This is a genomic window from Pseudomonas coleopterorum, assembly GCF_900105555.1.
Taxonomy (GTDB): Bacteria; Pseudomonadota; Gammaproteobacteria; order Pseudomonadales; family Pseudomonadaceae; genus Aquipseudomonas; species Aquipseudomonas coleopterorum.
This window is the reverse complement of sequence record NZ_FNTZ01000001.1, coordinates 969,953-989,686: the sequence shown is the minus strand read 5'-3', so window position 1 is coordinate 989,686 and position 19,734 is coordinate 969,953. Positions and strand designations below refer to the sequence as shown.

Genomic DNA, 19,734 nt, shown 5'->3' with positions numbered 1-19,734 from the left:
AGTTTTGCGCGCCCTCCGCGCGCCCGCTCGCCACTCTTGACGCAGGATTTCGCCATGATTCGTACGCCCCTGGCCACCGCCAGTCTGCTGGCCATCGCCATCGCTCTTGCCGGCTGCGACAGCAAGGACAAGCAAACCACCACCGCCCAGACCCCAGCCCCGGCTGCCTCCGCGCCGGCGGCCCCGGCGGCGGTGCCTACGGCTTCCGGCACCCTCGACGAAGCTGCGGCCAAGGCCGTGGTCGCCCACTACGCCGACATCGTGCACGCCACGTTCGAAGATGCTCTGACCACCGCTCAGGCATTGCAGAAAGCCGTCGACGCCTTCCTTGCCGCGCCCAGCGACTCCACGCTCAAAGCTGCCCGCGACGCCTGGGTTGCCTCGCGCCCTTCGTACCTGCAGACCGAAACCTTTCGCTTCGGCAATACCTTGATCGACGACTGGGAAGGTCAGGTCAACGCCTGGCCCCTGGACGAAGGCCTGATCGACTACACCGACAAGAGCTACGAGCACGCCCTGGGCAACCCCGGCGCTACCGCCAACATCATCGCCAACAAAATCATCCAGGTCGGTGAAGACAAGGTCGACGTCAGCGACATCACCCCCGAGAAGCTCGCCAGCCTGAACGAACTCGGTGGTTCGGAAGCCAACGTCGCTACCGGTTACCACGCCATCGAGTTCCTGCTCTGGGGCCAGGACCTCAACGGCACCGGCCCAGGCGCCGGCAACCGTCCAGCGTCTGACTACCTGGAAGGCGCCGGTGCCACCGGTGGCCATAACGACCGTCGTCGTGCCTACCTCAAGGCCGTCACCGACCTGCTGGTCAGCGACCTCGAAGAGATGCTCGCCAACTGGAAACCCAACGTCGCCGATAACTACCGCGCCACCCTGGTGGGCGAGCCGGTCGACAGCGGCCTGCGCAAGATGCTCTTCGGCATGGGCAGCCTGTCCCTCGGCGAATTGGCCGGCGAGCGCATGAAGGTCGCCCTGGAAGCCAACTCGCCGGAAGACGAGCACGACTGCTTCAGCGACAACACGCACAACTCGGCGTTCTACAACGCCAAGGGTATCCGCAACGTCTACCTGGGCGAGTACACCCGTACCGACGGCACCAAGCTGACCGGTGCAAGCCTGTCCTCGCTGGTGGCCAAGGCCGACCCGGCCACCGATACCGCGTTGAAGGCCGACCTGGCCGACACCGAAGCCAAGATGCAGGCCATCGTCGACCGCGCCAACAAGGGCGAGCACTTCGATCAGCTGATCAGCAGCGATAACGCCGCCGGCCAGCAAGTGGTGCGCGATGCCATCGCCGCCCTGGTCAAGCAGACCGGCGCTATCGAGCAGGCCGCCGGCAAACTGGGGATCACCGATCTCAACCCGGACACCGCCGACCACGAGTTCTGATCGATCCGGGCTGCACCGACAGGCACTCGCGCGTCCGGTGCAGCCCGTTCACCCAAGGCTCGAAAGCCCGTACAGGCGAAGCGGGCGGCGAGTCCGCTGCCCGCCAGGCTTTCACAGCCCCATCGCCAAACTTTCAACCGATTCCCACAGCTTCCAGACCATGCGCACAGCCCTGCCCTGCTTCGTCTCTCTGCTTCTGGCCTGCAGCCTGGGCGGGTGCGACGACGCCCCGCGCTTCACCCAGGCCGAACCTGGCGAAGCGAACAGCGCAGGCCAGGCCACGGTGCGCAAATTCGACGTCAATGCCTACTCCATGCCTTCGGCCAATCTGTCACCGGTCCGGCGCCTGGATTTCAGCGTGGGCAACAGTTTCTTCCGCAGCCCGTGGGTCATCGCGCCATCCACCACCACCGCGCGCGACGGCCTGGGGCCGCTGTTCAACACCAATGCCTGCCAGAACTGCCACATCAAGGACGGTCGCGGCCACCCGCCCGAGGACGACGCGCTGAGTGCCGTGTCGATGCTGGTACGCCTGTCGCTGCCCGACAGCCCGAACTACCTGCGCGAGATCGAGCGCCTGGGCGTGGTGCCCGAACCGGTCTATGGCACGCAATTGCAGGACATGGCCATCCCCGGTCATGCCCCTGAAGGCAAGGTGCGGGTGACCTACCAGAGCGTGCCGGTGCGCTTCAAGGACGGTACGCAGATCGAACTGCGCAAGCCGCAGCTGCAGATCAGCCAACTGGGCTACGGCGACCTGCATCCCGATACACGCTTATCCGCGCGGATCGCGCCACCGATGATCGGTCTGGGCCTGCTCGAAGCGATCAGCGAGCAGGACATCCTGGCCAATGCCCGCCACCAGGCCGAGAGCGCCGGCCCGATCAAGGGTCGGCCCAACCAGGTATGGGACGATGCCCAGAACCGTACCGTGCTCGGCCGCTTCGGCTGGAAAGCCGGGCAGCCCAACCTGAATCAGCAGAATGTGCATGCCTTCTCCGGCGACATGGGGCTGACCACTTCGCTGCGTCCGTTCGATGAGTGCACGGCGGCGCAAACCGCCTGCCGTGGGGCGATCAATGGCAATGGCCCGGGCGGCGAACCCGAAGTCAGTGATAACATTCTGCGCCTGGTGCTGTTCTACACCCGCAACCTGGGCGTACCGGCGCGCCGCGACGTCGACTCTGCGCAGGTACTGGCCGGCAAGAATCTGTTCTACCAGGCTGGCTGTCAGGGTTGCCATGTGGCGCAATACACGACGGCCAGCGACGCCGCGGAACCGGAGTTGCGCAACCAGACGATTCGCCCCTATACCGATCTGCTGCTGCACGACATGGGCCCCGGCCTTGCCGACGGACGCAGCGAGTTCAAGGCCGGCGCACAGGACTGGCGGACGCCGCCGCTGTGGGGCATCGGCTTGAGCGAAACGGTCAGTGGGCACAGCCAGTTCCTTCACGACGGCCGTGCGCGCAACCTGCTCGAAGCCGTGCTGTGGCATGGCGGTGAGGCCGAAGCGGCGAAACAGCAGGTATTGCAATTCGACGACCAGCAGCGCGCTGCGCTGCTGGCGTTCTTGAACTCTCTCTAGATGACTACACGTTTCAGGAGCCTACATGTTCCGTCCCAAGCTGCTCTTCACCGGCCTCGCCGCCCTGGCACTGGGCGCCTGCTCGCCCCAAGACCAGCAAGCCGTCACCAGTGCCGCCATCGCCAAGCAGGTCATCCTGCCGACCTACAGCCGTTGGGTAGAAGCCGATCGGCAACTGGCCGCCAGCGCCCTGGCGTTCTGCCAAGGCTCCCAGCCACTGGACGCCGCGCGCGCTGATTTCCTCAAGGCGCAAAAAGCCTGGGCCGAGCTGCAACCCTTGCTGATCGGCCCGCTGGCCGAGGGCAACAAGGCCTGGTCGGTGCAGTTCTGGCCGGACAAGAAAAACCTGGTCGGGCGCCAGGTCGAGCAGCTTGCCAACGCCGAGCAACCCATCGATGCACAGAGCCTGGCCAAGGCCAGCGTGGTGGTGCAGGGGCTGTCGGCGTACGAGTACATCCTTTTCGACAGCAAGCCGGAAATTGCCGATGCCGCGCAGAAGGCTCGCTATTGCCCGCTGCTCACTGCCATCGGCGAGCACCAGAAAGCCCTGGCTGAAGAGATTCTCGCCAGTTGGAACAGCGCCGACGGCATGCTTGCGCAGATGACCAAGTTTCCCAATCAGCGCTACGCCGATTCTCACGAGGCCATCGCCGACGTCCTGCGGGCCCAGGTCACCGCACTCGACACCCTGAAGAAGAAGCTCGGCGCGCCCATGGGCCGCCTCACCAAGGGCATCGCCCAACCCTACCAGGCCGAAGCCTGGCGCAGCGCCCAGTCGATACACAGCGTGCGGGCCAGTCTGGCGGCTGCGCAGACCGTCTGGGTCGGCGTCGACAACAAGGGCCTGCGCGGCCTGCTGCCCAGCGACCAGAAAGCCTTGGCCGACAAGATCGATGCAGCCTACGCCACGTCCATGAAGCTGCTCGACAGCAACACGCGCAGCCTGGGCGACCTGCTTGGCGACGATGCCGGCAAACAGTTTCTCAACACCCTCTACGACAGCCTCAACGTGGTCCACCGCCTGCACGAAGGCGAGTTGGCCCGCGCCCTGAACATCCAGCTGGGCTTCAATGCCAACGACGGTGACTGACGATGATCGCACGCTCGGCGCAGAAGCTGACCCAAGTGCTGCTCAAGGCCCTGACTCTGGGCAATTGGACACTGTCCAGGCACGCACAGCGTGAACCACTGTTGCTGTCGGCCCGTGACGATGCCGATGGCGGGCACTACGCCGTGGGTTATCGGCTGGACGGCCGTGAGGTGTTCGCCACCCAGGTCGGCCAACGCTGCCATGACATCGTCGACCACCCGACCTTGCCGGTGGCCCTCTTCGTCGCGCGTCGTCCCGGCACTCAGAGTTACCTGATCGACTTGCGTGATGGGGCGCTGCTGCAAACCCTGGAATCGCGCCCTGACCGGCACTTCTATGGCCACGCCGTGATTCACAAGGACGGCGAATGGTTGTATGCCACCGAGAACGACACCACCGATCCAGGCCGTGGCATGCTGGGTGTCTATCGCTTCGTCGACGGTCGCCTGGTGCACAGCGGCGAGTTGTCCACCCACGGTATCGGCCCGCATCAGGTGTCATGGATGACGGACGGCGAAACCCTGGTGGTGGCCAACGGTGGCATCCGCACCGAAGCCGAAAGCCGGGTCGAGATGAATCTGGACGCCATGCAGCCGAGCCTGGTGATGATGCGCCGCGATGGCTCGCTGCTGAGCAAGGAATGTCTGGAGCAGCCGATGAACAGCGTGCGGCATCTGGCGATCAGTGCCGACGACACCGTGTTCGCCTGTCAGCAGTTCATGGGACCAAGCCACGAGAGCGCCCCGCTGCTGGCCGTCAAGCGACCGGGCCAGGCCTTTGAGGCCTTCCCCGTTTCGCTGGAACAATTGCAGTCGATGGGGCACTACACCGCCAGCGTCGCAGTGCACAGCGAGCTGCGCCTGGTGGCACTCACCGCGCCCAGGGCCAACCGTTTCTTCATCTGGGACATGGACAGCGGTGCGGTGAAGCACGACGGCACCTTGCCCGATTGCGCGGGCGTCGGTGCCGTGGAAGATGGTTTCGTGGTGACCTCGGGGCAAGGCCGCTGCCGCTACTACGACTGCCGCGCTCCACAGCTGGTGGGAGCGCCGCTGCAACTGCCGTCGGGGCTCTGGGACAATCACCTGTACCTGCACTTGAACGTGGCTTGAATACAGGTGAGCTGGGTGCCTTACCCCTGAGTGCGTACGCCCTGGCTCAGGCCCAGCATGAACAGAATGAAATCCTTGTCCGGAGTGACGGCCATCTGCGCCTTCTGCGAACGCGGCAACGGACAGTTGCCCTCGCCGTGGGCAGCGCTGAGGATGGCCGCGCGCGGTTGTTCCCACGCCGCTGCCGCCGCGGTGGCCACGCCTAGCGCCGCCACCAGAAACAAACCTCGTGCGATTTCTAGTTTCATCACCGTAAACCTTTGATGGAGCTGCCGAATGCCGCCTCATAAAGGTAGATCAGCTTGCGCCAGTCCGGATCACTGAACGACGAATGGCGACGCAGCTGCTTCATGTCGTGTGAGGCCGCCTGCTGAGCGGTCATGCGTTGACGGCACTTCTCCAGGTCCAGCAGCGCCACTTCACCGCGCGCATTGCTACCTTCGCCCGTGACCCGGACGAATACGTGCTTGATGTAGATACAGCTGTGTTGCCAGCGTCCGCGGTGCATGCGCGCCAGGTTGGTCGCCAGGCTCTGCAGAACCTGTTCGTAGACTGCTTCGCCATGACGCTCGCGACCGCCGCCCTGCAACCAATGCTCGAACTCTTCGAAACCGTCCAGCGACTTGGTCACCAGCAGTGCTTGCCACTCGTTGTTCTCGTCGCGCTGGGTGCCGCAGAAGATCATCTTCGGCACGTTGACGTCCAGTTGGTAGAGCGCGGTCAACGCATCACGTTCGCGCAACACCGTGGGACGACCGAACGGGTGCAGCCAACTGCGATAGATGTGTCCGACCTGACGTTTGACGTAGATCATCTGCCCGTCGGCCGCGAACAGGCGTTGCACGCCGCTTTCGCCGCCACGGCGCACGTTGGGCTCCTCGACCCATGCGCCCTGTTGCCGCCAGTAATGATCGAAGCCGGCCTTGCCGCTCGCCGTGCCTGCCGTCATGCCCTCAACCGCCATCCTGCTTACCCCTTACGTAGAACGTACACTCGCCACATGGCGTACATCGGCAAAAAGTCCAGGCGCTCCTGAATACGGAAACCGGCCTGGATGAACTCCGCTTCCACGGTTGCCGCAGGCAACACGAAGCGGTTCTGATACTCGTCCTGATCGTTGCGCAGACGTCGACGCTGTTCGGCCCGCTCACGCTTCCAGGCCTTGAAGTTGCCGTCGACCCACAGCGACAACACCACGCTGTCACGGGTTACCCGGTGAAACTGCCTGAGAATGGTCAGGCGGTGTTCGGCTTCACCGATGTGGTGCAGCAACCTCATGCAAAAGATGCTGTCTACCGAATTGTCCGGCAGCGCAATATCGAACGCCGAGGTCTGCAACGGCTGAACCCGCTCCACGATCTCCTTGGGTTGCGAGGCGCACGCGGTTTCCACCATGGCCGCCGAATTGTCCGCACCGATGATCACGCGGTTGTGCTTCTCGGCCAGCAGCGGCCAGAAACGACCGGCACCGCATGGCAGGTCCAGCACCAGGCCGGGCTCGCCGACCAGTGCCAGTGCCTTGCGGGCCAGTTGCTCGTCGCGCCTGTGTGACATGCGTCGAGCAAAACTGTTGCGATGTTTATCAAAATATTTCTGCGCGTGGGCGCGGTCATACTTCTCGGAAAATTCCAACTTGACGGGATCGGACATGGGGCACGCCTCTAGGACAGATGGCGCACACCTTATTCATCCAACCGTCATGGCCAGGTCATGTCACTGTGAAAAATTTGTCAGAAATTTCCTAGGTGATACAGGATATTTCCTACAGTAATGGCACGCGGCAGTTGGAAGCAAGCATCAGGCCAATGCGTGCTTGCCCAATCCGAGTTCGATGGTGAAGCGACAACCGTGGGGTTCGACAGGCTCCAGTTGGACTTGCCAGCCTTGGTCTTCGCAGATGCGCTGAACCAGCGACAACCCCAGGCCCAGCCCCTCCCCGCGCTTTTCAGGGCCACGCACGAAAGGCTGGAACATGGCCTCTCGCTGAGCCTCGGGAATGCCCACGCCGCTGTCTTCCACTTGGAAGCTAGTTGCGTCCAGCGTCAGGCGAATGAAGCCCTGATCGGTGTAATGCAGGGCATTACGCAACAGGTTCCCCATCACCGCGTGTAGAAAGGTACCGTTGTAGGTTTGACTCAGGGGCGCACCGGCCACGAACTCCAATCTCAGGCCCTTCTTTTCGATCGCCGGTCGCCATTGAGTCATCAGGTCCTCGGCGACCTGGCCCAGCGTGGCCGGCGTCACGCGGCCGCTGTCATCGCGCTGGGCGCGCGCCAGCATCAGGAAAGTCTGCACCAGATCGCGCATGTCCTCGCAGGCGCGCGCGATGCGCTGTACCTGGGCACGCGATCGCTCGGGCAGCGCCGGATTTTCCAACAGCAGTTCGCAGGAGCTGGCCAGTACCATCAGTGGCGTGCGCAGTTCATGGCTGACATCGCTGGTGAACAGGCGCTCGCGGGTCAGTGCATCGCGAAGGCGGCCAAGGGTGGCATCGAACGCCACGGCCAGCTCACCGACTTCGTCGGCCGTGTAGTCCGGCGCAAGCGGCGGTGCCATGCCGAGGATCTGATCACGATGGCGGACCTGACGCGCCAGGCGCACGACGGGCGCCATGACCTTGCGCGCCAGCACCCAGCCGAGAAAGATCGCCAGGGCCAGGCTGAGAACGAAGCCCACCAGCACCACGGCGAACAACACGCGCTCACGCTCTTCGAAATCGCTCTGGTCCTGCAACAGGGCGTAGCGACGCCCGTCGACCACCTGGATCATCGCGTGGTAGGACAACTTGTCGCGAAATACCTCGTGAAAGCCGACCGGCAGGTGTTTCACGTCCGGCGCCAGCTCGAACTCGCCGGGACCTCCATCGTAGTAGAACAACTGGTCGGGTTCGGGGCGGTGGCTCCAGTCGGCGCCGTTGTCCATCAGCAGCAGGCGCTGCAGGTCGCCGCCCAGGCCTGCGGAAATCAACCGTTCCTCGACCAGGTGCACGGTGGCCACGATACCGACTGCGAAAGCGCCCGCCACCAGGGCGCTCATCAAGGCAAAGGCGATGATGATGCGTTGTGCGAGGCTCTGCTTAAACTCCATCGCGGCCTTCGGCGAGACGGTAACCCACGCCATGCACGGTATGAAGCAAGGGCTTGTCGAACGGTTTGTCGATCACCTGACGCAACTGGTGGACGTGACTGCGCAGGCTGTCGCTGTCGGGGCAGTCATCGCCCCACAGGGCTTCTTCCAGCACTTCGCGGCGTAGCACATGGGGGCTCTTCTGCATCAGCACGGCGAGCAGCTTGAGGCCCACCGGGTTGAGCTTGAGCAGGCGGCCCTCGCGGGTGACTTCGAGGGTGTCGAGGTCGTAGATCAGATCGCCGACCTGCAGCGAGCGACGACCACCGCCCTGGGCACGACGCAGGACCGCTTCGATGCGCGCCGCCAACTCCGACAGCGCGAACGGCTTGAGCAGGTAGTCGTCGGCACCGGAACGAAAGCCCTGCAGGCGGTCATCGAGCTGATCGCGCGCAGTGAGCATGATCACCGGCGTATCGCGTCGCGCGTCTTCGCGCAGGCGCTTGCACAGCGTATAGCCGTCGATGCCCGGGAGCATGATATCGAGCACGATCAGGTCGTAATGTTCGGTGGCCGCCAGGTGCAGGCCGGACAGACCGTCCTGGGCGCAGTCGACGGTGTAGCCTTTCATACCCAGGTAATCGGCCAGGTTGGCCAGGATGTCGCGGTTGTCTTCAACCAATAGGATTCGCATGGGCAGATCTCCGAGTGCTGCTGTCGCCCCGACGGGGCTCGCGCAGCTTATAGGCTGGGCAGGCATAAAAAAACCCCGGCCATGACTGGCCGGGGTTTTTCTTACCTGTAAACAGGTAGAGCGCGAGGGCTCGCTTACATCATGCCGCCCATGCCACCCATGCCGCCCATGTCTGGCATGCCGCCGCCAGCTGCGCCTTCGGCTTTCGGCTTGTCAGCAATGGCTGCTTCGGTCGTCAGGATCAGACCACCGATGGAGGCTGCTGCCTGCAATGCCGAACGGGTCACCTTGGTAGGATCCAGGATACCCATTTCGATCATGTCGCCGTAGACGCCAGTTGCAGCATTGTAACCGTAGTTACCCGTGCCGTTCTTGACTTCGTTGACCACAACGCTTGGCTCGTCGCCGGAGTTGGCAGCGATCTGGCGCAGCGGTGCTTCGACTGCGCGACGCAGTACAGCGATACCGACGTTCTGGTCGGCGTTGTCGCCGGTCAGGTTGGTCAGCGCTTCCAGAGCACGGATCAGCGCAACGCCACCGCCAGGTACCACGCCTTCTTCGACGGCTGCGCGGGTTGCGTGCAGGGCGTCTTCAACGCGGGCTTTCTTCTCTTTCATTTCAACTTCGGAGCCAGCGCCTACCTTGATCACTGCAACGCCGCCAGACAGCTTGGCCAGACGCTCCTGCAGTTTTTCACGGTCGTAGTCCGAGGACGTTTCGCCAATCTGCTGACGAATCTGGTTGATACGGGACTGGATGTCGCCTTCAACGCCAGCACCGTCAACGATGATGGTGTTTTCCTTGGAGATGGTCACGCGCTTGGCGCTGCCCAGGTTCTCCAGGGTGGCACTTTCCAGGCTCAGGCCGATCTCTTCGGAGATGACGGTGCCGCCGGTCAATACAGCGATGTCCTGCAGCATGGACTTGCGACGGTCGCCGAAGCCTGGCGCCTTGACGGCAGCGACTTTGACGATACCGCGCATGTTGTTCACGACCAGAGTCGCCAGGGCTTCGCCTTCGACGTCTTCGGAAACGATCAGCAGCGGACGGCCGGCCTTGGCAACGGCTTCCAGCACCGGCAGCATTTCGCGGATGTTGGAGATTTTCTTGTCGACCAGCAGGATCAGCGGGCTGTCCAGCTCGGCAACCATGGTTTCCGGCTTGTTGACGAAGTACGGCGACAGGTAGCCACGGTCGAACTGCATGCCTTCTACGACCGACAGTTCGTTTTCCAGGCCAGTGCCTTCTTCAACGGTGATCACGCCTTCTTTACCGACTTTTTCCATGGCTTCGGCAATGATGTCGCCGATGGAGCTGTCGGAGTTAGCGGAGATGGTACCGACCTGAGCGATAGCCTTGGTATCGGCACATGGCTTGGACAGGTTTTTCAGCTCAGCAACGACAGCGATGGTCGCTTTGTCGATGCCGCGCTTGAGGTCCATCGGGTTCATGCCAGCAGCGACGGCCTTGTAGCCTTCGTTGACAATGGCTTGAGCCAGAACGGTAGCGGTAGTGGTGCCGTCGCCTGCGTCATCGTTGGCACGGGAGGCAACGTCTTTGACCAGCTGCGCGCCCATGTTTTCGAAACGATCTTCGAGCTCGATTTCCTTGGCAACGGAAACGCCGTCCTTGGTGATGGTCGGGGCGCCGAAGCTTTTCTCGATGATCACGTTACGGCCTTTCGGGCCTAGAGTCGCTTTTACCGCGTCAGCCAGGACGTTGACACCAGTGAGCATTTTCTTGCGGGCGGAGTCGCCGAATTTAACTTCTTTAGCAGCCATAATCGATTTCCTTGAATACTGGGGAGTAACGGGCGTTCAGTGGTATCAGCCTTCGACGACGGCGAGAATTTCGTTCTCGCTCATCACCAGCAGGTCTTCACCGTCGACCTTGACGGTGTTGCTGCCCGAGTAAGGGCCGAAGACCACCTTGTCACCCACCTTGACGGCCAGCGCGCGGACTTCGCCGCTATCCAGGATCTTGCCGGTGCCCACTGCGACGATTTCGCCACGGTTGGGTTTTTCAGCGGCCGAACCTGGCAGAACGATACCGCCAGCGGTTTTGGACTCTTCTTCGCTGCGACGGATAACGACGCGGTCATGCAGAGGGCGAAGCTTCATTGTCGATCTCTCCTAATTATGGTTTTCATCGGCCGGTGTGTACCGGCGGCGTGGATCTTCCGGCGTAACCGGTCGCGTCTGGCAATGCAAGACGCGGAAACATGTGTGGCGCTGATGCCACAAACCTTGCGGTGACCCATACATGAGGTCGACGCGCAGGATTACAAGGGCCAGGGTTAAAAATTTCCATGCCGACGGCGAAAAAGAAACGGCGCCCGAAGGCGCCGTCGACAAGCTGAAAGGCATTTTTCAACGATCGGTACGCCCTGTTTCGCGTCCGACCACTTCGCCTTCTATGACCTCGCCTTCGATCACATGGGCGCGGTAGGCCTGGGTCGAACCACCCGGGGGTGGCATGTCATCGGCGAACGCACGCTGGCGCATGGCCTGCGCCTGGGCCCGCTCACGCACCTTGCGGATCAGGAAATGCCGGGTAAAGGGCAGCAGGCACAGCACGCCGAACACATCGGTGATGAAGCCGGGCACGATCAGCAGGACACCGCCCATTGCAGTGACCAGGCCGTTGAACATCTGCTCGGCAGGCAGTTCGCCACGCTGCAGGCTGGCGCGGGTGCGCAGAACCGTGGCCAGACCGGCCACGCGCATCACCAGCACACCCAGCACCGAGCCGGCAATAATGAGCAACAGCGTGGGGAAAAACCCGATTGCGGTGCTCACCTTGAAGAAGACGTACAGTTCCAATACGGGGAACAGCAGGAACAGCAATAGAAAAGCGCGCATCAAATGGTTTCCTCTACGGAAGAATGCCTTCCAGTAGACCCTAGATGACGTCAATAAATCGTTAATTCAAGGCAGGGGCGAATCGATGGCACCGCACATGCCCGCAAAACCCGCGTCACTCGCGGCCTCGCGAACATGTGTCGGCGTATTGCAAGGTTACCAGGCGACGCCGAAACCGGCCGTGTAACGGGTGCTGTCAAGGTCCGCGCCACTGGTGCCGCTGACCAGATCCTTCTCGGCCTTGAGGTTGAGAGAAGCCCATTCGGTAACCTTGTAGCGCAGGCCCACTTCGGCATCCAGGCTGTAATCGGCCACGTTGCTGATCGGCTTGCCGAGTTCGCCGTTGGTGAAGAACTCCACCGTCTTGCCGATCAGGTAGCGGTTGTAGTCCCACTTCATGGCCACGGAATAGAAGTTGTCCTTGTCGCCGTCGGCGTATTGGAAGTCGGTGCGGTTGAACAGGCCGCCCAGCGAGAACGCCCCGAGCTCGTCATCCCAGAACTGGTAGCCAGGGCCGGTACCGATGGTGCGCTGGCGCTCCAGGTCTTCGATCTTGTCGCGCTTGTAATCCAGGCGCCCTTGCCAGAACCACTGATCGGTGAAGAAGCGGTCGAGGGAGTATTCCAAGGCGAAATTGTCGGTGGTGACGACGCTGTCCTGGGACTCGCGGTTGTACTCGCCCGAGCCGATGTGGCGCCACTTGCCGTGCCGGGCGGTGGTCTTGAAGGCGACGTTATAGTCGTCGGTATCGGTTTCGGCGCGCTTGTAGTCCAGGCCCATGTCGACATTGCCCTTGATCTGCAGGTCGGTGACCACGGGCTTGGGCTTGATGATCTGCTGGATGCTGGCCAGTTCGACGGTCTTGGGCGCCTCACCGTTCTGCAGAATGACCTTGCCATCTTCGGCGGCTTTGATCGACTTGGGCTTCTCGCCCATGTAGTCATCCTGCTTGACCAGCAGCTCCTGATCGCTCTCCATGGTCTTGATCTGCTTCCAGTCCAGCGGAATCGAGCCACCGTATTCGGTCTTGATCATCAACTTGCCACCGTCGAACACGGTAATCTTGCCGGAGATGCGGTCACCGTTTTTCAGCCAGACCGTATCAGCAAAGGTCGCGGTAGAAGTGGAAGCCAGGGCAAGGCACAGCAGGGTTCTAGGCAACATAGGCAGATTCTGGGGGCTCTGATGTGTAGGAAATGCGGCATTATTCGGTAGGACTAGATCCGAGCAAGGACAGACACCCAGATGACAGACGAGTTCAATTCTCAACTGCAGAATGACCCCGATCAGGCCGCGGCCATTCGCCGCACCGCGCTCTACACCGTGCTGGCCCAAGTGCCAGAAGGCAAAGTCGTGACCTATGGGCAGCTGGCCGAACTGGCCATGCTCGGTCGCGCGGCGCGCTGGGTGGGGCGAACCTTGAGCCAACTGCCGGACGGCACCCGTCTGCCCTGGCACCGCGTGGTTGCCGCCGGCGGGCGGCTGAGCCTTGAGGCGGGAACGTCCAGCGGCGCCGAACAACGGGCGCGCTTGCGCAGCGAAGGCGTACTGATCATGAAGAATCGCGTCGATATGGCACGCCATGGCTGGCGTCCGGAGCAAGCATGCGGTTAGAGTGCGCGCTTTGTTTCGCAAACTGAGGCAGATTCCAGCCCATGCCCCGTAAAACCTGGCGCGCCGCGCTCGCCGCTTATGCCAGCCCTTCCACCGTTGTGCTTCTGCTGCTCGGTTTCGCTGCCGGCCTGCCGTACATGCTGGTGTTTTCGACCCTCTCGGTGTGGTTGCGTGAAGCGGGCGTCGCCCGTGAAACCATCGGCTATGCCAGCCTCATCGGCCTGGCCTATGCCTTCAAGTGGGTATGGTCGCCGCTGCTCGACCAGTGGCGGTTGCCGCTGCTCGGCAAGCTGGGGCGGCGGCGCTCCTGGCTGGTGCTGGCACAGGCACTGGTGATTCTCGGCCTGGTAGGCATGAGTTTCTGCGACCCGCAAAAACATCTGTCGTGGTTGATCGCCATTGCCGTCGTGGTCGCGTTCGCCTCGGCCACTCAGGACATCGCCGTGGATGCCTACCGCCTGGAGATCGCCGAAGATCAGCGCCAGGCCGCCCTCGCCGCCAGCTACATGGCCGGCTACCGTGTGGCCGCGCTGCTGGCCACCGCCGGCGCCCTGTATTTCGCCGAAGGCTTCGGCTCCACCGGATTTGCCTATCTGCATCAGGCCTGGGCCAACACCTACCTGCTGTTCGGCTTGTTGATGGTGCCAGCGCTGATCACCACCCTGGTCATGCGTGAACCGCCGGTGGCCCTGCGCACGCAATTGTCGGCGGCGCGCTATGGCTTCAGCCATCAATTGATGTCGGTGTTCGTGCTGATCGTGCTGCTGGTGTCGGTACCGGCCATGTTCACCCAGCTGTACAACACCGATTTCGCCAGTGTGCTGTTCGGCAGTCAGAGCCTGGTCGACCTGCTGCTCGAAGACCGGGCATTTCTGCGTGCCCTGCTCTACATCATTCTGACCGCCGCATGCCTGTCGTCGGTCGGTCGCCGCGGGCTGGCGCCGGTGCTGACCCCGGTCAACGACTTCATTCTGCGCTACCGCTGGCAAGCCTTGCTGCTGCTGGGGCTGATCGCGACCTATCGGATGTCCGATACGGTCATGGGGGTCATGGCCAACGTGTTTTACATCGACCAGGGCTTCACCAAGGACCAGATCGCCAGCGTCAGCAAGATCTTCGGCCTGATCATGACCCTGCTCGGCGCCGGCTTCGGCGGCTTGCTGATCGTGCGCTTCGGCATCCTGCCGATCCTGTTCATCGGCGGTATCACGTCGGCCGGGACCAACCTGCTGTTCCTGATGCTGGCCGACATGGGGCCGAACCTGAAGATGCTGGTGTTGACCATCTCGCTGGACAATTTCAGTTCCGGCTTGGCCACCTCGGCCTTCGTCGCCTACCTGTCGAGCCTGACCAACCTCAAGTTCTCGGCCACTCAATATGCGCTGCTGAGCTCGATCATGCTCCTGCTGCCGCGCCTGATCGGCGGTTATTCAGGGGTCATGGTCGAGAAGTTCGGCTATCACAACTTCTTCCTGATCACCGCCCTGCTCGGCGTGCCGACGCTGCTGCTGATCGCCCTGCACTGGAAGCAGGAGAACGCGCGCATCGCCCGCGAGGGGCCCGACGAAGAAGCGGCCTGACAAAAAAAGCCCCGGCCATGACGACCGGGGCTTTTTCGTTGCGCCTCGCAAGACAGACTCAGGCTGGCTGCTTGGCTTCTTCCTGCATCACGCGGATGACCCGCTGCGGGAATGGAATGTCGATACCCTCGGCGCGCAGGCGATCGCGAATCTCGCCGTTGAGCATGTTGGTCACTGCGCCGAAGTCGCCGGTGTTCACCCATATGCGCAGGGACACGGTGATCGAACTGTCGCCCAGGGCGGCCACCACGGCTTCGGGTGCCGGTGTCTGCAGCACGCGTGGGTCCCTGGCCAGGTCCAGCAGGATCTCGCGGGCCTTCTGCAGGTCGGCGTCGTAGTCCACGCCGATGTCGAAGGTGATCTTGCGCGTAGGCTGACGGTTGGTGTTGGTGATGATGCCGTTGGACAGGTTGCCGTTGGGCAGGATCACCGTGCGGTTGTCGCCGGTGCGCAATACGGTGTGAAAGATCTGGATGGAGTCGACGGTACCGCTCACACCCTGCGCTTCGATCCAGTCACCGATACGGAAAGGACGAAACAGCAGGATCAGCACACCGCCGGCGAAGTTCGCCAGGCTGCCTTGCAGGGCCAGACCGATGGCCACGGTCGCACCACCGATGGCGGCGACGAACGACGTGGTTTCGATGCCGATGGTCGAGGCGACGCTGACCAACAGCAGAATCTTCAGAACGACGTTGGCCAAGGTGCCGATGAAACGCTGCAACGCCAGGTCGATGTGCCGCAACGCCAAGAGTTTCTGCAGGCTGGCGGTGACCCTGTTGATCAGCCACCACCCTACACACAACACCACCAGCGCCAGGACGACCTTGCTGGCATATTGCATGACCATCGGAATCCAGGCTTGTGAAGCCTTTACCAGATGATCGACTTCTGCGTTCAAATCCATGGGGTTCTCCTACCACCGTAATACACGTATGCCCCCGACCACATGGGATCGCGTCCCTCGGGGGCACCTGCTCCGACGCCTCGGGCAGCCCAAGGTTTCATCAATCGCGGAAGTTGTTGAACTGCAGGGGCATGCCGAATTCCTTGGCGCGCAGGGCGGCAATCGCCTCCTGCAGGTCATCGCGCTTCTTGCCGGTGATGCGCACCTGCTCACCCTGGATGGCCGCCTGCACCTTGAGCTTGGCATCCTTGACGTGGGCGACGATCTTCTTCGCCAGTTCCTTTTCGATGCCTTCGCGCAGCACGGCTTCCTGCTTCATTTCCTTGCCCGAGGCATAGGCGTCCTTGATCTCGAGGCACTGCACGTCGATCTTGCGCTTGACCAGGGCCATCTTGAGGATCTCGATCATGGCTTCGAGCTGGAACTCGGCTTCGGCGGTCAGGGTGACCGTGAGGTCCTTGAAGGCGAAACTGCCTTTGCCTTTGAGGTCGTAACGGCGATCCAGCTCCTTGATGGCGTTGTCGACCGCGTTGGTGACTTCGTGCTTGTCCAACTCGGACACTACGTCGAACGAGGGCATGTGTTTTCTCCGGAAAATGATCGGCGGCTCGTTGAAAGAAGGAGCGCGCCTGGCTTGACGATTGAAATGCCCGCTCATTATAAGGGAGCCGGCATTGTGAAAGGCCACCTGCGGCTTGAATTCAGGCCCGGGTCATCCATTTTTCGAGCGAGTCTGCGATGCGCGAGCAACACCCCACCCATGAGCCTGCGGCCGAACAGCCATTGGATCGGACCTGGCATGTGCTGGGCGTCGGCAGCCTGGGCGTATTGTGGGCGTGCCGACTGGCTCGTGCCGGTGTGCCGGTGCACCTGCTGCTGCGCGATGCCGCACGGTTGCAGGCTTACCTCCAGGCCGGTGGGCTGAGCTTGACCGAAGGCGCCCAGACCCATGTTCACCTGCTGCCCGCCACGAGCGTCGCCGGTGATGGACCGATCACGCGTCTGCTGCTGGCGTGCAAGGCTTACGATGCGCAGGCGGCCATCGCCAGTGTCGCCGCGCGCCTGGTGCCGGGCGCCGAAGTGATCCTGTTGCAGAACGGCATGGGCAGTCAGCAAGCGGTGGCGCGGATGCTGCCGCACACACGCTGTATCTATGCTTCGACGACCGAAGGAGCCTATCGCGCCAGTGACTTCCAAGCGGTCTTCGCCGGGCAGGGACTGACCTGGCTGGGCAATGCCGACCCAAACTGCGCAGAAGCTCCGACGGCGCTGCTGGCCGACCTGGCTCGGGCTGGCATCGCGCATCAGTGGACCGACGCTATCGAATCGCGCCTGTGGCGCAAGCTGGCCCTCAACTGCGCGATCAATCCGCTGACCGTGTTGCATGGCTGTCGCAACGGGGCATTGGTCGATCACCCTGACGAAGTGGCCTCGCTGTGCGCCGAGCTGGCACGACTGCTGCGAGCGTGTGGCCAGGCAGACGCCGCCGACGGGCTGCATGAAGAGGTGACAAGGGTCATCCAAGCGACGGCCGCCAACTACTCTTCGATGTATCAGGATGTCGACCAAGGTCGCCGAACCGAGGTCGACTACCTGCTGGGCTACGCCTGCGCAGCAGCGCTCGACCGGCAGTGCGAGGTGCCGGGTCTACACACATTGCAGGCACGACTGATCAAGGCCCTGCACAAGCCCTGAAGCCGCGTCGCTCCTTTCTCGGACAATACGCGCTCTCACGGTGCCCGCAGCACACTTTGCTACACTGCGGCTCTGCCCTGCACTGCCTTGGAAGCGATCACACCCATGCCCCTGCGCCAGAGACTCGAGAACCTGCCGGTTGGCCAGAAGCTGCTGGCCGCCCTGCTGGTGCTGTTGACCACCGTGCTGCTGGTCGCCAACCTGACGTTCATCAGCGCGGCCTATTGGATCTCCCAGGAGAGCATGGCACCCCAGGCTCTGCAGACGATTGGCCGGCTGCTGGCCAACCCCAGCCTCGCGCAGCGGGCGGTGCGCTCGCCGCAGGAGGCCGAGGCCCTGCTCGAAGAGCTCAATGGCTATTCGCCCCTGCGCGCCGCGGCCATCTACGATGCCCAGGGCGAGCGTCTGGCCCAGTTGCAGCACGGCGATCGATTGAAGATGCCCGCGCGCTTCGACAGCATCGAAAGCTGGCGTTCCACTGAATTCCGCAGCACCCAGTTGGTGCCACTGCCCAACGCCGGCCATCTGTTGCTGGTGGCCAGCAGCGAGCTGCCCGTGGCGTTCTACACCGGCACCCTCACTGCGAGCCTCGGCATCCTGGTGTTCAGCGTATTGTTGTGGCTGGTCATCGCCCGGCAGATCAAGCGCCTGATCACCCAGCCCATCTATCGCCTCGAAGAACTGTCGCGCCAGGTCACCCGCGAGGAGAACTACGCCTTGCGCGCAGGCCGCGGCAACCATGACGAGATCGGCAGTCTGGCGGAAGCCTTCAACACCATGCTTTCGCGCATCGAGGCGCGCGAACAGCAGCTCAAGCGAGCCCGCGACGAGTCTCAGGCCGCCTACGACCAGGCCCAGGGACTGGCCGAGGAAACCCGCCACACCAACCGCAAGCTCGAACTTGAAGTCCAGGTGCGCAGCAAGATCGAAAAGAAGCTCACCGGTTTCCAGAACTACCTCAACAGCATCATCGACTCCATGCCGTCGGCACTCATCGCCCTCGACGAGCAACTGTACGTCACCCAATGGAACCAGGAGGCCAGCGCCCTTTCCGGCACGCCGCTGGACGAGGCGCTGAACCAGCCGATCTTTCTCGCGTTCGCCCCACTCAAGCCGTTCCTGCCGCAACTCAAGACCACCGTCGAACAACACACGGTGGCCAAGATCGAGCGGGTGACCTGGGTCAAGGACGATACGCCCCGCCATTACGCGCTGACCTTCTATCCGCTGATGGGCGGCGCCGGCCGCGGGGTGGTGATTCGTATCGACGACATCACCCAGCGCCTGTCGCTGGAAGAAATGATGGTGCAGTCGGAAAAGATGCTCTCGGTCGGCGGCCTCGCAGCGGGGATGGCTCACGAGATCAACAACCCCCTGGGCGCGATCCTGCACAACGTGCAGAACGTCAGGCGGCGCCTCTCGGCCGACCTGCCGAAGAACCTCGAACAAGCCAGCGACGCCGGTATCGATCTGGCCGCGGTGAACGCCTACCTGCAAGGACGAGAAATCCCGCAGTTGCTCGACGGTATCCAGCAGGCTGGCGCACGGGCCGCGAAGATCGTCACCCACATGCTCAGCTTCAGCCGCCGCAGCACCCGGGAAATGGCGCCCTGCGAGCTGCCGGCGCTGATCGATCAAGCCGTGGAAATCGCCGGCAACGACTTCGACCTGGCGATCGGTTTCGACTTCAAGGGGCAGAACATCGTGCGCCAGTTCGACCCGGCACTGGGCCCGGTGCCCGGCACGGCCAACGAACTGGAGCAGGTGCTGCTCAACCTGCTGAAGAATGCCGCCCAGGCCATTCATCAGCGCAACGACGAACAGGAACCGGGACGCATCACCCTGCGCACGCGACTGAACCCGCCATGGGCTGAAATCCAGGTCGAGGACAACGGTGTGGGAATGCCCGAGAGCGTGCGCAAGCGCATCTTCGAACCGTTCTTCACCACCAAGGAGATCGGCCAGGGCACCGGGCTGGGCCTGTCGGTGTCCTACTTCATCATCACCAACAACCACAAGGGCCAGATGGAAGTGCAGTCCAGCCCCGGCCAGGGCACCTGCTTCACGCTGCGCCTGCCATTGGCCGGCAATCCGCTGCCCCTCACCACCACGGAGATATGAAC

19 protein-coding genes are annotated in these 19,734 nt (G+C 62.7%); 8 read left to right on the top strand and 11 right to left on the bottom strand.

All coding sequences use genetic code 11. The features are described from left to right. Nucleotides 1-54 precede the first annotated feature (54 nt). From BLV18_RS04380 to BLV18_RS04365, 4 genes are all read left to right on the top strand, one after another. The gene (locus BLV18_RS04380; RefSeq protein WP_090356568.1) at nt 55-1,404 is read left to right on the top strand and encodes an imelysin family protein; all 1,350 of its coding nucleotides are present in this window, start codon (nt 55-57) and stop codon (nt 1,402-1,404) included. A 160-nt stretch (nt 1,405-1,564) separates the two neighbouring features. Next, complete coding sequence (locus BLV18_RS04375; RefSeq protein ID WP_090356566.1) at nt 1,565-2,992, top strand: di-heme oxidoreductase family protein; 1,428 nt, start codon at nt 1,565-1,567, stop codon at nt 2,990-2,992. 25 nt (nt 2,993-3,017) lie between these two features. Continuing rightward, entirely contained in the window at nt 3,018-4,082 is a 1,065-nt protein-coding gene (locus tag BLV18_RS04370; protein ID WP_090356563.1) for an imelysin family protein, read from the top strand. A gap of 2 nt (nt 4,083-4,084) precedes the next feature. After that, nucleotides 4,085-5,194: a DUF1513 domain-containing protein gene (locus tag BLV18_RS04365; protein ID WP_090356562.1), complete on the top strand. Its 1,110-nt coding sequence runs from the start codon at nt 4,085-4,087 to the stop codon at nt 5,192-5,194. A 20-nt stretch (nt 5,195-5,214) separates the two neighbouring features. Here BLV18_RS04365 and BLV18_RS04360 read toward each other — a convergent pair whose 3' ends face one another. The 9 genes from BLV18_RS04360 to BLV18_RS04320 form a co-directional block, all read right to left on the bottom strand. Next, complete coding sequence (locus tag BLV18_RS04360; protein WP_090356560.1) at nt 5,215-5,442, bottom strand: hypothetical protein; 228 nt, start codon at nt 5,440-5,442, stop codon at nt 5,215-5,217. Then, nucleotides 5,442-6,158: a lipopolysaccharide kinase InaA family protein gene (locus tag BLV18_RS04355; protein ID WP_090356559.1), complete on the bottom strand. Its 717-nt coding sequence runs from the start codon at nt 6,156-6,158 to the stop codon at nt 5,442-5,444. The genes BLV18_RS04360 and BLV18_RS04355 overlap by 1 nt, the downstream gene beginning before the upstream one ends. A gap of 5 nt (nt 6,159-6,163) precedes the next feature. After that, a complete protein-coding gene (locus BLV18_RS04350) occupies nt 6,164-6,844 on the bottom strand; it encodes a class I SAM-dependent methyltransferase (protein ID WP_049860642.1) in 681 nt (226 codons plus the stop codon). A 147-nt stretch (nt 6,845-6,991) separates the two neighbouring features. Then, complete coding sequence (locus BLV18_RS04345; protein WP_056845067.1) at nt 6,992-8,281, bottom strand: sensor histidine kinase; 1,290 nt, start codon at nt 8,279-8,281, stop codon at nt 6,992-6,994. Beyond that, nucleotides 8,271-8,954 carry a two-component system response regulator ColR gene (colR, locus tag BLV18_RS04340; RefSeq protein WP_043186890.1) on the bottom strand — a complete coding sequence of 228 codons (684 nt, stop codon included), beginning with the start codon at nt 8,952-8,954 and terminating at the stop codon, nt 8,271-8,273. Before colR ends, BLV18_RS04345 begins: the two co-directional genes overlap by 11 nt. A gap of 134 nt (nt 8,955-9,088) precedes the next feature. After that, the gene (gene groL / locus BLV18_RS04335) at nt 9,089-10,735 is read right to left on the bottom strand and encodes a chaperonin GroEL (RefSeq protein ID WP_056845066.1); all 1,647 of its coding nucleotides are present in this window, start codon (nt 10,733-10,735) and stop codon (nt 9,089-9,091) included. A gap of 45 nt (nt 10,736-10,780) precedes the next feature. Further along, nucleotides 10,781-11,074 (bottom strand): co-chaperone GroES, encoded by a 294-nt coding sequence (locus tag BLV18_RS04330; RefSeq protein ID WP_043186886.1) that lies wholly within the window; start codon nt 11,072-11,074, stop codon nt 10,781-10,783. A 249-nt stretch (nt 11,075-11,323) separates the two neighbouring features. Continuing rightward, a complete protein-coding gene (locus BLV18_RS04325) occupies nt 11,324-11,815 on the bottom strand; it encodes an FxsA family protein (RefSeq protein ID WP_090356558.1) in 492 nt (163 codons plus the stop codon). A 156-nt stretch (nt 11,816-11,971) separates the two neighbouring features. After that, nucleotides 11,972-12,979 (bottom strand): DUF481 domain-containing protein, encoded by a 1,008-nt coding sequence (locus BLV18_RS04320; RefSeq protein WP_056845064.1) that lies wholly within the window; start codon nt 12,977-12,979, stop codon nt 11,972-11,974. A gap of 81 nt (nt 12,980-13,060) precedes the next feature. Here BLV18_RS04320 and BLV18_RS04315 point away from each other — a divergent pair, with 81 nt between their 5' ends. Together BLV18_RS04315 and BLV18_RS04310 are read left to right on the top strand one after the other, a co-directional pair. Further along, complete coding sequence (locus BLV18_RS04315; protein ID WP_056845063.1) at nt 13,061-13,429, top strand: MGMT family protein; 369 nt, start codon at nt 13,061-13,063, stop codon at nt 13,427-13,429. 41 nt (nt 13,430-13,470) lie between these two features. Next, nucleotides 13,471-15,009 (top strand): AmpG family muropeptide MFS transporter, encoded by a 1,539-nt coding sequence (locus tag BLV18_RS04310; RefSeq protein WP_090356557.1) that lies wholly within the window; start codon nt 13,471-13,473, stop codon nt 15,007-15,009. A 58-nt stretch (nt 15,010-15,067) separates the two neighbouring features. On the opposite strand, the gene BLV18_RS04305 is transcribed toward BLV18_RS04310, so the two are convergent. Continuing rightward, nucleotides 15,068-15,916 carry a mechanosensitive ion channel family protein gene (locus BLV18_RS04305; RefSeq protein WP_090356555.1) on the bottom strand — a complete coding sequence of 283 codons (849 nt, stop codon included), beginning with the start codon at nt 15,914-15,916 and terminating at the stop codon, nt 15,068-15,070. Nucleotides 15,917-16,016: 100 nt separating this feature from the next. Further along, nucleotides 16,017-16,496, bottom strand: a complete 480-nt coding sequence (locus tag BLV18_RS04300) for a YajQ family cyclic di-GMP-binding protein (protein WP_049860634.1) — start codon at nt 16,494-16,496, stop codon at nt 16,017-16,019. A 158-nt stretch (nt 16,497-16,654) separates the two neighbouring features. On the opposite strand from BLV18_RS04300, the gene BLV18_RS04295 reads away from it, so the two are divergent. Then, nucleotides 16,655-17,611, top strand: coding sequence for a putative 2-dehydropantoate 2-reductase (locus BLV18_RS04295; RefSeq protein WP_208598842.1), 957 nt, complete (start codon nt 16,655-16,657; stop codon nt 17,609-17,611). Between the two features lie 105 nt (nt 17,612-17,716). Further along, a complete protein-coding gene (locus BLV18_RS04290) occupies nt 17,717-19,732 on the top strand; it encodes an ATP-binding protein (RefSeq protein WP_090356554.1) in 2,016 nt (671 codons plus the stop codon). Nucleotides 19,733-19,734: the final 2 nt, after the last annotated feature.